Consider the following 14956-nt stretch of genomic DNA (forward strand, 5'->3'; position numbering starts at 1 on the left):
CCGCCTAGCGCTCGACCGCGAACTGCAGCAGTTCGCGCGCGTCTTCGATAACGACGTCCGCGCCCGCCTTACGCAAGGCGTCGGCGTGGTGATAGCCCCACGACACGCCGATGGCGAACGCGCCGGCGTTGCGCGACACCAGGACGTCCCCCGGCGAATCGCCCACGTACGCCGTGCGGGCTGGTGCGGACCCCAGCTCGTCGATGCAGCGCAGCAGCCCCGTGGGGTCGGGCTTGCGCGGAATCTCGTCGCATTCGCCATACTGCACCGGGAACAAGCCGGGAAGATAGGCGTCGATCACGTCATGCACGCCCTGGTCGAACTTGTTGGACAGAACGCCCAGGCCGATGCCGCGCTGGGCGAGGGCAGCCAGCGTCTCTTCCATATGCGGGTAGGGCTTCGTCAGCTTGTTCCCGATGACGGGATAGAGCTCCATCCAGCGGCGCATGGCGGCCTCGGCCTGCTCGGGCGAAGCATCGGCGGGCACGGCCTGGTACATGAGCGCGCGGGCTCCGTTGCCCACGAAGCTGTGGATCTCGTCGGCCGTGCGGCTGGGGAAGCCCTGCTCGTTCAAGGCGGCGTTCGTCAGAACCACCAGGTCGGGCAGCGTATCGAGAAGCGTGCCGTCAAGGTCGAACACAAAGGTATCGAAACGAGCCATGTCAATCTCCTCGCTAAATGAAAAATCCAAGCCGAAGCTTGGATCGTAGGTTCATGGAGCGGGTGACGGGACTCGAACCCGCGAATACAAGCTTGGGAAGCTTGGGCCTTACCACTTGGCGACACCCGCATGATTGAGGATTATAGCGCAAGATGCGCGAAGTGAGAAACAGTAACGAAAATTCGCGCACAGACCACGAATACCTATGACGCGGCGAACAGAGCGAGCACGACGCGCTGTTGCCGCCTCCACGCATCCTGCCAGCCCGTCGCAGCGATGCCAGCTGTTTTCCGAAAACCTATAAGAAGACACGGGCTTCGTGTTTCTAGCCGAAGCAACTTTCACCGCTCTCGCCTTGTCCAGCGAGCCGCCCCAATCCCTCTCCGACCGCTTACGAGCATCATCGCTGGAGACGAACCTGTCGAACGCAAAGACGCCTGAGCAACACCAAGCTACGTTAAGAGATGTTGCAAAAGTATCGTATTTCGATACAATTGAAACATGAACAAGAACCGCCACACCTCTGCGATAGAAGAGCTCTCGGCTTCGGAAGGCGTTTTCACCACAGCGCAGGCCGAGCGTCTCGGCATCCCCCGCAATGCGATCGCCAAAGCATGCGAGGCGGGGAGGCTCGTGCGCGTCGCCCATGGGGCGTATCGGATGGCCGGGGTGCCGGCATCGCAGCTCGACGACCTGGCGGCCCTCTGGAAGCTCACCGATCCCGCGAAGATGACGCACGAGCGGATGCAGGCTGGCGAATGGGACGGCGTCACCGTTGCGGGAAGCACGGCCGCATCGATTCTCGGCATCGGGGACTTCTACCTCTCCCCCTACCGTATCCTCGCCCCGAGGCGCATCAACTCCCGCAACGCCGAGGCAAGGTTCGGCATACGCGGCGTACCCCGTGACGACGTGTCCTTCATCGAAGGCATACCCGTGACGGGAGCCGAGCGAACCCTCGTAGACCTTGTCCTGGACGGCGAGGAGCCGTCGCTTGTGCAAGACGCGTTTGCCGACGCTCGGGCGAAGGGGCTCGATACGGAAAAGCTCGAGCGTCTTGCGGCGGAAGCGAAGGCCTCCGCCAGGGAGAGAAAGACGATGGATCGGCTCTTCGGAGGGGAGGCATGATGGTGTGCAAGACCCCGGCAGCTCTGGAAATGGCTATAAAGGCCGCGGCCAAGGCTTCTCCCCTCGAAACCGGCAGAGCCGTTTCCGGCTTCTACTTCCACAGGCTCTTATGTCGCGTGTTCAGCAAGCCTGACTCCCCTTTCATGCTCAAAGGCGGCCAGAGCATGCTGGCGCGCACCATGGACGCGCGCGCCACCCGGGATATCGACCTGCTTTCGGAGGAGGCAGACCTCGACGCCGCGCTCGCCGAGCTCAGAGCCCTCGCAGAAGCCGATCTCGGCGATTTCGTGGTCTTCGAGTTCGTAGGAGCCGTGCCGATCAAGGTCGAGGACGAGTACCGATCGGGGCTCAAGGTCGCCTTCGTGCCCTTGCTTGGAGGAAAGCGGCTGCAGGAGGTCTCGATAGATTTGGTGGCCGACCGCGTTGCCTGCGGAGAGCCTGAGATAGTGACGCCGGCCGACAGGATCGACGTTGCAGGCGTTCCGATGTTCGACTACCGCGTGTATCCCCTTGCGAACTCCCTCGCCGACAAGCTCTGCGCCATGGTCGAGACGCACGACGGCAAACCTTCGTCTCGCATAAAGGATCTCGTCGACGTTGCGATCTACGCAACTACCGTCGATATCGATGGCGGCGAACTCTGCAGGCGGGTGCGCAGCGAGGCGGGCGCACGCGGAATAGTGCTCCCTGACAGGTTCTCGGTGCCGGATGAATGGAAGCAGCTGTACGAGGGCGCTTTCAAGAAGCTGGTTAGCCGTACCGGTCTTTCTTCCGAGCTCTCCGACATCGCGGCGGCCGAAGCACTTGCCGCAAGTTTGTTCGATCCTGTTTTGGCTCGAAAGGCTGGCGATCTGCATTGGGATCACGAGAGTCTGAGTTGGGAAGGCCTTGTCCTCGAGCATGGCGAGGATGGACGCCGCACCTCCGAGCTTCTCCGACTATTGCACGATTGCTGACACGATCTCTTCGGGTAGAGTGGTATGCGGACCGCTACGATGCCGACGCGGCGGCAGAAGAGGGCTCTCCCCATGGCAAGAAACCATCGAATTCGGAAGTTTTGCGCCGGGCTCTGGATGCACCGGAAACCCTTCTTCCGCATAGCGCCTGGTCGAAGGGAGGCGAGCTTCCGCGACCGCGCGCCGCGGGCGGCGAAGGCGCGCGGCCTCTTCCGAATTCGATGCCTTTTCGCCATCACGGGCGGCTCGCCTTGCTCGCATGCGGCCCGGACAAGCGGCCCTGGAGCGCGAGGAATGTTTCACGTGAAACATCCTTACGAGAAAACGGAACGCCCGGACGGGCGGCACCCGGGCGCCCGGATGTTTCACGTGAAACGCTCCCAGCTCCCCACCCCTCCTGCCGTCAACGCGCGCGGCGCTCGTCCTCGTCCGCACCTGCGCCTTCGAGCGCGAAGACGTGGGTGCAGCACTCGCGCATAAACTCGTTGTCGTGCGTGATGACCACCACGGCCGCCCCCTCCTCGGCTGCGCAACGCAGCGCGTCGGCCAACCGGCGCATGCTGAGGGCGTCAAGCCCGCTGGTGGGCTCGTCCAGGATGAGCACCGACCGCCTCGACGCCAGCCCGCAGGCAATGGACAGCCGCTGCTTCTGGCCGCCCGACAGCGAGGACGGATGCCTATCCCCCAGCTCGGCCAGGCCCAACCGGCCCAGCACATGATCGGCGTAGCGGCGCGCCGCGTCGTCCTGATCCGAGAACAAGAGCACTTCTTCGTCAACCCGGGAAGAGAAGAACTCCATGCTCACGTCGTTGGGGCTGTACCACACGCGGCGACGCAGCTCCCGCCGGGACAGCTTCCGCCCTCCCACGCGCACGCAGCCCTCGTCGGGTCGGCCCAAGCCAACCGCAACCTGCGCCAGGCTCGTCTTGCCCACGCCGTTTTTTCCCGTCAGAGCCATGATCTGCCCCGGTTCCACGGCGAAGCAGACATCGGAGAACAGCAGATTCCCACCGCGAGAAACGGCCAGGCCGTCCACCTCCAGGGACGCGGCTTCCAGACGCGCGCCGAAAGCTTCGCCGGACACGGCCCGCTCGCCTTCCCGCGCGGGCCCCGCGGCAAGAGGCGCAGGCTTCAAGGAAGGCCGGGGGACGAAAGCAGGGCTGCGAACCCCCATGGCAACGCGCTCGGAGCCCTCCATGGCGAACACGTCGTCGCGCGAGAGAACCGCCCGCATCCGCCCGGCCTCCATATAGCAGAACCGGTCGGCGCACTCCATCAGGTACGAGATGCGATGCTCGGCCACCACCAGCGCGTAGCCCTGCCGCTTCAGCTCCATCAGCACCGCGCCCAACTCTTGAGCCGCATCTTCGTCGAGGTTCGAAGAGGGCTCGTCCATCACCACGAGCCTCGGCGCAGGAGCAAGCGACGAGGCGATAGCCACGCGCTGCTTCTGCCCGCTGGAAAGCTCGTCCACCGCTATCGTGCGCAAACGGTCCAGACCCAAACGGCCGATCGCCGCATCGGTGCGCCTCACCACCTCCTCGGCGGGATAGCCGATGTTCTCGCACCCGAACGCCACCTCGCCCGCCAGCTGACTGGAGAAGAACTGGGCGGTCGGGTCTTGAAACACGCTTCCCACCAGCTCGGCTCTTCGCCACGCCTCCATATCGCGCGCAGAGAGCCCGCCCAAGAACACGTCGCCGGAAACGCTGCCGCGATAGTAGCCCCCGGCCAGGCCGTTCAAGACGCGCACGATCGTGGTTTTACCGCTGCCCGACGCGCCCATAAGCACGACGCATTCGCCGGCATGCACGTCCAAATCCACGGCATGCAGCGTTTCCGGAGCGCCGTAGTACGAGAAGCTCGCGCCTTTCAGCTGCGCGACAAGATCGCCGGTCATCCGAACCACCCTCCCCGCACAACCCAGACGCACGCAGCCAGCGCCGTCGCGACGGCCGTCAGGCAAACCGCGTCCGCCACTCCGAAAGAACTGCGATAGTAACTCGTCCGCCTGGTCGGCGCTTCGGCGGCGCGGGCGATGGCGGATGCGGAAAGGCGGTCGGAGCTGTCCACCAACGAGAACATCAAGGGAACCAGCGCATGCTCGAGCGCCTGAACGGGGCTGCGCGCGACGTTTCCCGCCGAAAGCACCCCGCGCCTTTTGCACGACTCGGACAAACGCCGGAAGCTCGAGCGAACGGTGGGGAAGAACCTCAGCAGCACGAGCACGCCCACGATCAGGCGCTTCGGAATACGAGCCTTCGCCAACGCGGCGCTGATAAGCCCCGGAGGGGAAAGCGCCACCGCGAAGAACGCAACCATGATGGGATAGGTTTTGATCGCGGCGTAAAAATGAACCGGCGAGAAAACGATCACGGTCATCTTCCCGTATGCAAGCGCCAGGCACGCGCCCCACAGCGCCGCGTAGAAAACCAGCATCTTGAAAGCCATGGAACGCTGTCCGCATGCAGCAAGGTAAAGCAGTAAAAAGCAGGTCAGCGCAGGCGACAGCCGCACGCTGTCCACCAGGGAAACCGTCGCGATCGTCGCAGCCAGCACGATGGACTTCGTCGCCATGGAGAACCGCTCCCCGTCGGGCGCCGTCGCCGAACGCCCGACGGCGCGAGCGCCCGATGAGAACCGCTCGTTTCGGATGCCCTCCTCCACGTCAGATCACCCCTGCCTTCAGGAAGTGCTTCCTCATCAGACGCTTGCCCACGAGGGCTCCCAGGAATCCGGCGAACGCCGTGAGAGCGACTATGAACACGATCCATTCTGCATTCCCGTAGTACTTGAGGTACGCGTTCACGTACTCCTCGCCCATCATCCTCACTTCGGCAAGCTCTTGCAGGTACCCCTGAAGGTTGACCAGTATGGGGATGATCGACGACAGCGAGTACAGCGCGCTGAACGTCGCCCACGCCGCTACGATGCGGTTCGGCTTAGCCCGCTGCGCGGCCGTGCGCAGGAACAGCGCATCGATAGCCAAACCTCCCACCAGGTAGAACGGCAGCATGTACCACAGGTTTCCGAACATGAGGTACACCAGCGCCATCACGCACGCGTAGAACGCCGTGACGCCGAAGCGGTTCACCCTCATAACCATGAGCATGTACAACGGCGCAACCACCAAAACGTACGTCGCCGCCATGAACAGCATGGAGAAATCCACACCCAGCATGGTAACCGACCCCACCACGAACATGACGACGATCATCAAGGCGCTGAACAGCACCGCGGTGACGACCTCCTTGACGCCCCACATCTCGAACGCGGCCCCTTTGCGGGACTTCGACGTCTCATAAGGCGAATGTTCCATATCGACCTCTCTTTCCCATGCGTTTTGCATGTCTTGGTTCATCTGATGTTCCGGCACCGAACGCGCCGGATCGAATCCGAAGCGCTACTGCTCGCTGGCCAGCCGCCAACCGGCCGCCTGCTGGCGCTCGCGCCAAAACGACCGATACCGGCCGGGCACCTTCACCAGATCGCCGTGGGTTCCCTGCTGGGTGATGCACCCCTTCTCTAGGACGGCTATCTGATCTGCGGCGGCGATGGTGGACAAGCGATGGGCTATGGCGATGACCGTGCGATCGCGCGCCAACTCGTGCATAGCCTCCACGATGGCCGCTTCGTTTTCCGCATCGAGCGCGGCCGTGGCCTCGTCGAACAGCACGATGGGCGAGTCCTTCAGCAAAGCGCGCGCGATAGCGACGCGCTGGCGCTCTCCGCCCGAAAGGCGGCAGCCTCCCTCGCCCACGGGCGTGTCCCATCCCTGCTCCAGACGGGCGGCCACCTCGTCAAGGCGCGCGACGTGCGCGGCGCGGCGCGCCTCCTCGGGCGTTGCGTCGGGGCGCCCCGCCAGCACGTTCTCCTCGATGGTTCCGTCGAACAGGTACACGTCCTGGAACACGAGGGATATCTGCTGCATGAGCTCGTCGGGACGCATGTCGCGCACGTCCACCCCGCCGATCGAAACGCTGCCCTCGGAAACGTCCCAGAAACGCGCGACCAACCGCGTCAGCGTCGTCTTTCCCGAGCCGGAAGGGCCCACTAAAGCGGTCAGGCTGCGCTCGGGGCACGTCAAGCTCACGCCTTGCAGCACCGGACGGGATTCCTCGTAGGCAAAGCCCACGCGATCGAACGCCACGCTGGATCCGCAAGGAACGCGGGGGTTGCGGGTTTCGGGCAGAGGGGGCGTCTTCAATATCCCCTCGGACGCGTCCAGCGCGTTCTTCGCCACGCGCAGCGCCATCCCCTGCGACCCGATGAGCGTCAAAGGATCGACCAGCCTCAAGGAGAGCACCGCCACGAACACGTACGATGCCACGTCGATCTGGCCCCAGGCCAAAAGAGCCGTGGCCGTTGCGAACACGACGGCGAACACGACCTGGATCAGCATCGTGTAGCGCGCCACGGGTGCCGATGCCATGCGCAAGGTGGCAACCGTCGCCGCACGGTCCCGCTCGATGGCCTGCTGCAAAGCGTCCCAACCCTCCACCGAACGCTTCGTCGCGCGCAAAACGGGCTGGGCGTGCGCGAACTCCAACACCCGGGCCGCCACTTCAGCGTTCGAGAGCTCCTCCTGCCTATGGCCTTCGCCTGCGGCCTTCGCCATGGCGCGCGAAGCCCACAGCAGCAGCGGAGCCGCAATCACGAACACCAGGCCGATGCGCCAATCCACGAACAGGAACAACACCACCACCGCAGCCGGCGTGGTGACGGCGATCACCATCTGGCGCAAAAAAGTGCTGGGCACGTCCATGGCCATCTGCAGCTCCTTGGTGAGCAGAGCCGCAACCTGCCCCGAGCGCTCTTTCGTGAACCACCCCAGCGGTAGGCGCACGATATGGTCGCCCAAGGCGTCCTGCAGCGCATGGCAGATCTGCTCGATGCCGATACAGTAGCCGCGATTGTCCGCGAAAAAGCCGATCACGGAATGCAACAGCGCCAGCGCTGCAGCCAGCGCCACCAGATACCCCGCCGCAACGTAGTCGCCCGCTATCAGCGAGCGCAGCAGCGGAAGCAGCGCCACGTACACGGCCGCCTCCGCCAGGCCGCACAGCACGTACAGGAAAGCCTGCGTCTTCACGCCGGTCGGCCGCCCTACCAGATCGTCGATTTGGGTCGTTATCATCGTTCCTCGCTTTCGCGCGAATCGGCACCGTTCGGCTCCGCTTCGCCATCCGCTTCTTGCGGCCCCGCGGCCGCGCCGCGCATCGCGGCTCCTTCCACAAGTAGCGCCTTTTCCAGCGCATCCACCTGCTGAGATCGCCACAGCGCCGCATAATGGCCGTCGGCCGCCAGCAGTTCCTCATGGACGCCGCGCTCCACCACCTTGCCCCCGACCAGCACTAATATCTGGTCCGCATGCACGATGGTGTCCAGCCGATGCGCGATCACGACGGTCGTCCTGCCTTTCGCCAACGCGTTCAGCGCTTTTTGGATGGCCGTCTCGTTCTCAGGATCCGCATGGGCGGTCGCCTCGTCGAGCACGAGAATAGGCGCATCTTGGACGATGGCGCGCGCGATGGCCACGCGTTGCGCCTCGCCGCCCGACAGGTCCGAGCCTTCGCTTCCCAGCACCGTGTCGTAGCCTTGCGGCAACTCCATTACGCGATCGTGAATCTGGGCCTGGCGCGCGGCGGCCTGCACCTGCTCGTCGGTGGCACCGGGACGGCCCAAACGGATGTTGTCCGCGATGCTCGCTCGCAAAAGCATGCTGTCCTGGAACACCACGGCAACACGCGAAAGCACCTCGCCGGAGGCCATCTGGGGAAGCTCCGTTCCGTTCATGCGCACCGACCCTGAAACGGGATCCCAGAAGCGAGGGATCAAGCGGGCGAGCGTCGTCTTGCCGCTGCCCGAATCTCCCACGAGGGCCGTCACCGTTCCCGGCTCCAACGCGACGTCGACGTCTTGCAGCACGAAAGGCAGGTTCTCGCCGTATGCGAACGCCACGCCCTCGAACTCCATGCGCACGGGTCCTTCGGCCGCCGGGCGAGGCCGCTCGGGTTCGGCCAACGGAGCCACGTTGAGAACGGAGGCCAGATGGTCGGCGGCCTGCAGCGACATCTGCAGCATTCGAATGCTTCGAAACAGGTTGACCAGCCCCGCGGGAACTCCCACGCCCAACACCAGAAAAGGGACGCACCGCTCCAAAGGCAAAACGCCGTTCGCGACGAAGGCCAGCGTTGCAGCCAGCAGAACCACCAGCATTGCTCCCGGCGAGAACAAGGCCGACACCCAGCTGAACGCGTTGCCATTGCGCTTCGTCCACACATAGCACGCTTTCGCCAGCTCCTCGGTAGCCGCCCGGTACCGTGCGCCCGCACGGCTTCGGGAACCGAAGGTCTTGATGACGGCGATGCCCTCCACCATCTCCACCGCAGCGGAGGAAACCTCCACCATCGCTTCGTTGAACCTCTTGTTGAGAGGACCGAAATCCCTCATCATGAACGGCCACGCAACGCCTATCACCACGACGAAGTACGCCACCAGAAGAAGGGCGAAGCGAACGTCCACCGTGAACAGGTACACCAAGGGGATCAAGGGCGAGAGCAGCGCGGCGGTCACGTCGACCGGCGCATGCCCGACCGATTGATGCAGGTTGAGAACGTCATCGGTGGCAGCTTGCTTCACCTGCGCCGAGCTGTTGTCGTTGAACCATCCCAGCGGAATCTTCCCCAAGTGCTCTATCAGCACGGTGCGCACGTGAACGCGAAAATCGGCGTCGGCGTAATGACAGCGGCCGGTGGCCATGCTGAACAGCATCCTTCCCGCCGCCGCGCCCGCGACGGCGACCAGAACCCACATCGCCAGCACGTCGGACGGGGGAACGCCTTCCGTGATGGACAGCTGGGCAACGCGCGCGATTGCGAGATAGGGGACGAACTCGCACGCCGACGACAAGGCCGCGATGGCGACGTTGCCTATGATCCTCCCTTTCACCGGCTCGATCAGACGCAGATACGTGCGCCGAGCGGCGGCACTGTCGACAGATTCCATAAGCGGCACTCTTTTCTCTCTCGGAAACAGGGGCGGCGGCGGGGCAAGCCGGCCGATGTGCAGATGTTAGCCATAGCTAACTTCAAGAAATGATTTTGGGGATTTCACCACATAATCTACATACATTCTTATTCCGCACTTGCATGAGTCGGAAACAACAAGTAAGTTAGACATGGTTAACATATAGCGAGCAGACCCGCTCCCGACGTTCGGGCGGCTTATGCCCGACAAGGAAAGCGAGGAAACTCATGGCTCGACAGGTTCTACAGCAAGACAAACGCGCGCTCATGCTCACGCAAACGCCCGGCAAGCTCATGATGTCGCTCAGCCTGCCTGCCATCGTCGGCATGGCGGTCATCGGGCTGTACACGTTCATGGACGCCGTGTACGCAGGACAGCTTATCGGGATGGAGGCCATGGGAGCCGTGGCCGTGGCCTACCCGTTCACGTTCATCAATTCCGGCGGCGCTTCGATGATCGGCATGGGGTCGGCCTCGGTGCTGTCGCGCGCCATCGGCGCGAAAGACCAGCGCACCATCGACCAGGTGATGGGCAACCTCGTGGTCATGAACCTGGTGCTGTCGCTCACCGTCACGATCGTCGGCACGGTGTTCGCGCGCCCGCTGCTGGCCCTCACCGGCGCACAGGGGCAGGTCCTCGACCTGGCCGAATCCTACCTGCGCATCATGCTCGTCGGCAGCCTGTTCGTGAACTTCGCGCAAAGCTCGAACATGGTCATGCGCGGCAAAGGCGAGCTGGCGCGGGCCATGGCCATCATGGGAGGAGGCGCCGTCCTCAACATGGTGCTGGCCCCTCTGTTCATCCTGGCCCTGCGCGACCAAGGGCTCGGCATCCAGGGGGCGGGCTGCGCCACGGTGATCACGCAGATGATCCAAGCGGGCGTCATGCTGTGGTGGTTCGTCAAGCGCGAGAAGACGGCGCGTATCGTCCGCGTGGCCGTTTCGCCCGCGATACTCCCCGAAGTGCTGAAGGTGGGCGCGTCCGCCATGCTCATGCAGGTGCTCGTGCTGGTACAGCAAGCCATCGCCTACCGCGCGGCCGCCGCATGGGGCGGCGCGGAATGGCAGGTGCTGCTGGGAGCTGCGCTGCGCATCCAGGCGTTCGCCTTCATCCCTTTGTGGGGCATGAGCAACGGCCTGCAGCCCGCGGCCGGAACGAACTACGGCGCCGGACTCTACGGTCGCGTGCGCAAGCTGACGATCGTCTTCTGCCTGGGCTCGATGGCGCTGGCGCTGCTGTTCTGGGTACCCGCGATGCTGGCGCCGGAAGCCACGCTGTCGCTGCTCGTCTCCGACCCGGCCGTCGCCGCGATGGGCGCCGACGATTTCAGGGTGTTCTTCTCCACCTACCTGGTTGCAGGCCCCATGGTCATGGGCATCACGCTCTTGCAAGCGCTCGGACAAGGCGGCAAGGCGGCGATCCTCACGTTCGCGCGACCCGTGGCTCTGTTCGTCCCACTCGTGCTGATCCTGCCGAACGTCGCAGGGCTCGGCATCCACGGCGTATGGGCCGCATCGGCCCTGTCCGACGGCGTCATGATCGTGGTGGCGGCGTTCATGGTGGCAAGCGTGATCCGCAACCTGGGAAAGGACGAAGGCTCCGCAGCTGACCGCGTGACCATGGAAGAGGAAGCCGCCCGAGCCTAGCGGGCCGGCGCGCCGCCCTCTTGCCGCTGCCGTCTTGCTCGTGCATCATGCAGGCGTTACCCTCGAAGAGCTGGCAGCGCAACGGTTCTGCGCATACGGCATCACGAGCAAACCGCCCGATGTTTCACGTGAAACATCGGGGTTCGCACGCTGCCCCGTCGCCTCGTTCAGCCGCAAACCTTTCCGAGCACGCATGCAAGCCCGTCTATGTCGACCGGTTTCGCCACATGGGCATCCATGCCCGCATCGAGCGCGGACTTCACATCTTCGGCAAATGCGTTGGCCGTCAGCGCGACGATCTTCACTTCTTCCGAGCGGGCGCTGCTGCAAGCGCGCAGAGCGCGCGCTGCCTCGTAGCCGTTCATCACCGGCATCATCACGTCCATGAACACCGCATCGTAATATCCTGCCGGGTGCTTCGAGAATGCATCGATCGCCTTTTCGCCGTTCTCGGCCCACTCCACTTTCGCGCCGCGGCAGCCGAGAAGCTCTATCAATATCTCAGCGTTCAGCTCGTTGTCCTCGGCCAGGAGAAACCTCTTGCCCTCGAATCGATAGGAGGTGCTCTCCGGCACGACTTCAAGCGGCGGACAAGCATCCGCCGACGAGACGACGCGAAGTTCCAATGTCACGCGAAACGAGCTGCCTCGTCCTTTTTCGCTGTCGACCTCGACAATGCCGCCCATGGCGTCGATCAGCGCCTTCGTTATGGACATCCCCAACCCGGTTCCCTGTATCCGCGCGATAGACACCTCTTCGCTGCGCTCGAACGGATCGAAAATACGCTCGACGAATTCCGGCGACATGCCCATGCCGTTGTCGGTTATCGTGAAAGCAACGCTCGCATAGCTGGGCCGCGTTTTCGCCAGCTCCTGCACGACGAGGGCTATGGAGCCGCCCTCCTGCGTGTACTTCACCGCATTGGACGCAAGGTTCAAAAGGATCTGGCTTATGCGCAGCTCGTCTCCCGAGAACGCCTTATGCTTCATCTTCGAGCGATCGATGCGCAGCTCTTGACTCTTCGCCTGAGCCTGAGGACGGATGATGGCCTCTACCCCGCCCACGACGTCATCGATGTCGAACCGACGCTCCTGAAGCTCCATCTGCCCGCTTTCGATGCGCGACATGTCCAGAACGTCGTTTATAAGCTCCAGCAAATGACGAGACGACGCGGTGATGGCATCGAGGCAACCGGCTATCTTCTCGCTGGCCTCGCCGCTTTCCCGTGCGATCTTCGTCATGCCCACGATGGCGTTGATGGGCGTGCGTATGTCGTGCGACATGTTCGCAAGGAACTGGCTCTTCGCCTCGTTCGACGATCGTGCGATATCGAGCGCCTGCTCGAGCATCAAACTTCCTTTTTGCTCGTTCGTGCGATCGGACAGCACCAGCACGTACTTATCCACCCCTTTGATGGATTCCCGGTACAACGTTTCCTGGTACCAGCGACGCTCTCCTGTGCGCGCTTGAATGCGCTCGCGAAACACTTGAAGGCACTCGCCCTCTTCCAACGACGCAATGTCATCGATTCGAGGGTCGGACGATGGATCGGCCGCCGAATCCGACAGCGCTCGTATGTTGTTCTTCACCGCTTCGACCGACACGCCCAAAAGCTTCTCCACATTGGGACTGACGTATTCGATCTCGTACGCATCGGGAGAGAACATAACGTAGATATCGTCGGCATTGCGCACCAGCATGCTGAACAGCTGCTCGCGGCTCTCGATGGCCAGCTCCTTCGCATCAGCCCGGCGCCGCACGCGGCGAAGCAGGGTCAGCAAACCCGCCAACCCGAAGATGCGCGTCCAGCGCGCATTCGGCGCTCGCTTCATGCGTCAGCCAATCTCTGAGCCATCGACATCCCCTCGATCAAACCGACCTGCCTGAGTGCAGAAATTGTTATACCTGATCAAACATAGCCTTATTGCATGCGGTGTCAGAGTATAGCACCCTATTGGGAAGGAGGTAAACCGTCGGAGCCCGCCGCGGTCCTAGGGCACGATCGTGCGGTCGACGTCAATCATACCCGCCCTCTCGAGAAACGCGAGCACGGACTGGAGCATAAGGCGGTAATACGCGGTCATCGATTGGGAGAACCCCTCGTCGTCGGCTCTGCGCGCCTGCCCGAGAGCGATGCTTTCGAGAGACGAGAGAGCGGACGCGCTTTCTCGCGAAGCCGCGAACAGCGTAAGGAAGGCTCCCCAGCGCAGCAAATCGTTCAGCTCCCGCAGAATCGTCTGCAATGCGCAAGGCTCCGTGCATTCGATCAAACCCGTTATGAGAGCCTTCGACACCGCCCAATCCCCCTCCTCGACCGCGAGGGCGCGTTCCGCAGAAGAGGCCACCTCCTCCGCATGACCTTGCACGCGGCTCAATGCAGCAGGCAGCACGGCGCACATCATCTGCGCCGCATGGACGTACGTGCCCACATCTCTCTTGAACGAGTGATCTTCCAGCCAGCGCTCGCTGAACGTCGCATTGCCCAACTGCACGCGCGTGCCCAACCCGTTGACGGTGCGCGCGACGCCTATGACGTTGAGCGCGCCGTACGCTTTCTGCACCGTGGAAGCGGAGACTCCATACTGCGCCGACAGCTCGGCGATGGAAGGAAGCAGCTGGCCGTCAACGAATTCCCCCCGAACGATGCGTTCCACAAGATTGCGAGCTATTTGTCCGTGCACGAATTCCAACCCGGCCTTCGCATTCCACGCGTACCCGAACGATCCGATGTCCACGGCGGGGGCATATGCGTTCTCGAGCGCGTCGAAATACGCCCCGACGCGCTGCGCGACGCCGCGATACATGCAACCGAACCGATACTGCACCTCATCAGCATCGCGCAAAAGCAGAGAGGAGAACATCCACGTCATCAAACCCCCGTCGACGTCGACCGCACGCGAGGCAAAAGGGCTTTCGAAACCCGGAACCACCGGCACCAGACCGATGCGCTCCAAGCTTGCGAAGCACGACGTGAACAACGGGTTGCCTGCCTTTGCCACCAGGCCGTGCAAAACAATCGATGCGTGCGATATGCGCCACCCTTCCGATACGCCAGAGCGATCAACGCGCTTCGCATCCTGAGCCAAAGCGAAAAGATCCTCGTCAGAGCAGCATCGAGCGGCTAAGTGGAACAACGGGGGCATGACCAGTTCGAGGGTTCTGTAGCAATCGGCAACCACCTCGCGACGCGCCAGCAGCGCACGGATGCGACCGTCATCCGCGTCATCGGCCGGACGGTACGCCACGACAGCGCGCTTTCGCTCCTCCACGACAATGTACCCGTCGGCCTTCAAAGCACGCTGCACGTCGCGGATGGTTCTGATGCCCACCCGAAATCGATCGCACAAGTCGTGCAGCGACGGCAACGCGTCGCCATAGCGCAGCGCTCCCTGCTCGATGTCGCTGACAAGCTGACGATACACGTACTCGAATAAGGTGGCTTTCTTTTCCAAACCTCTCCTTCGCCGCTTCCATGATGCGGTATTGTACCGCGGCGGCTACCAATCAAGCAGATTGCTTATCGAATGAAGCAGAAA

The 14956-nt window shown here is 63.1% G+C and carries 11 protein-coding genes and 1 tRNA gene; 3 read left to right on the forward strand and 9 right to left on the reverse strand.

The features are described from left to right. Positions 1-4 precede the first annotated feature (4 nt). Both GT590_RS01240 and GT590_RS01245 read right to left on the reverse strand, forming a co-directional pair. The gene (locus GT590_RS01240; RefSeq protein WP_009305434.1) at positions 5-661 is read right to left on the reverse strand and encodes an HAD family hydrolase; all 657 of its coding nucleotides are present in this window, start codon (positions 659-661) and stop codon (positions 5-7) included. Between the two features lie 54 nt (positions 662-715). Beyond that, positions 716-790 (reverse strand) — tRNA-Gly (locus GT590_RS01245). 372 nt (positions 791-1162) lie between these two features. On the opposite strand from GT590_RS01245, the gene GT590_RS01250 reads away from it, so the two are divergent. Next, positions 1163-1789 (forward strand): type IV toxin-antitoxin system AbiEi family antitoxin domain-containing protein, encoded by a 627-nt coding sequence (locus GT590_RS01250; RefSeq protein ID WP_009608951.1) that lies wholly within the window; start codon positions 1163-1165, stop codon positions 1787-1789. After that, on the forward strand, positions 1786-2745 hold the full coding sequence (locus GT590_RS01255; protein ID WP_009305542.1) for a nucleotidyl transferase AbiEii/AbiGii toxin family protein: 960 nt from the start codon (positions 1786-1788) through the stop codon (positions 2743-2745). Before GT590_RS01250 ends, GT590_RS01255 begins: the two co-directional genes overlap by 4 nt. A gap of 403 nt (positions 2746-3148) precedes the next feature. On the opposite strand, the gene GT590_RS01260 is transcribed toward GT590_RS01255, so the two are convergent. The 5 genes from GT590_RS01260 to GT590_RS01280 form a co-directional block, all read right to left on the reverse strand. Further along, positions 3149-4645, reverse strand: coding sequence for an ABC transporter ATP-binding protein (locus tag GT590_RS01260; RefSeq protein ID WP_009608943.1), 1497 nt, complete (start codon positions 4643-4645; stop codon positions 3149-3151). Continuing rightward, positions 4642-5412: an energy-coupling factor transporter transmembrane protein EcfT gene (locus GT590_RS01265; RefSeq protein ID WP_009608920.1), complete on the reverse strand. Its 771-nt coding sequence runs from the start codon at positions 5410-5412 to the stop codon at positions 4642-4644. Before GT590_RS01265 ends, GT590_RS01260 begins: the two co-directional genes overlap by 4 nt. Position 5413: 1 nt before the next feature. Further along, complete coding sequence (locus GT590_RS01270) at positions 5414-6064, reverse strand: MptD family putative ECF transporter S component (protein ID WP_009305545.1); 651 nt, start codon at positions 6062-6064, stop codon at positions 5414-5416. 84 nt (positions 6065-6148) lie between these two features. Further along, positions 6149-7882: an ABC transporter ATP-binding protein gene (locus GT590_RS01275; RefSeq protein WP_114548002.1), complete on the reverse strand. Its 1734-nt coding sequence runs from the start codon at positions 7880-7882 to the stop codon at positions 6149-6151. Further along, positions 7879-9753, reverse strand: a complete 1875-nt coding sequence (locus GT590_RS01280; RefSeq protein WP_009305547.1) for an ABC transporter ATP-binding protein — start codon at positions 9751-9753, stop codon at positions 7879-7881. Before GT590_RS01280 ends, GT590_RS01275 begins: the two co-directional genes overlap by 4 nt. Positions 9754-10001: 248 nt before the next feature. Between GT590_RS01280 and GT590_RS01285 the strand changes: the two genes are divergently transcribed. Continuing rightward, complete coding sequence (locus tag GT590_RS01285; RefSeq protein WP_015761535.1) at positions 10002-11420, forward strand: MATE family efflux transporter; 1419 nt, start codon at positions 10002-10004, stop codon at positions 11418-11420. 167 nt (positions 11421-11587) lie between these two features. Here the strand turns inward: GT590_RS01285 and GT590_RS01290 are convergent, their stop codons facing one another. After that, positions 11588-13252 carry an ATP-binding protein gene (locus tag GT590_RS01290; protein ID WP_114526920.1) on the reverse strand — a complete coding sequence of 555 codons (1665 nt, stop codon included), beginning with the start codon at positions 13250-13252 and terminating at the stop codon, positions 11588-11590. Between the two features lie 159 nt (positions 13253-13411). Beyond that, positions 13412-14872 (reverse strand): GntR family transcriptional regulator, encoded by a 1461-nt coding sequence (locus GT590_RS01295; RefSeq protein ID WP_015761537.1) that lies wholly within the window; start codon positions 14870-14872, stop codon positions 13412-13414. Between the last annotated feature and the right edge of the window lie 84 nt (positions 14873-14956).

Origin of the sequence: Eggerthella sp. BIOML-A1 (genome assembly GCF_009875595.1) — a bacterium.
GTDB lineage: Bacteria > Actinomycetota > Coriobacteriia > Coriobacteriales > Eggerthellaceae > Eggerthella > Eggerthella lenta.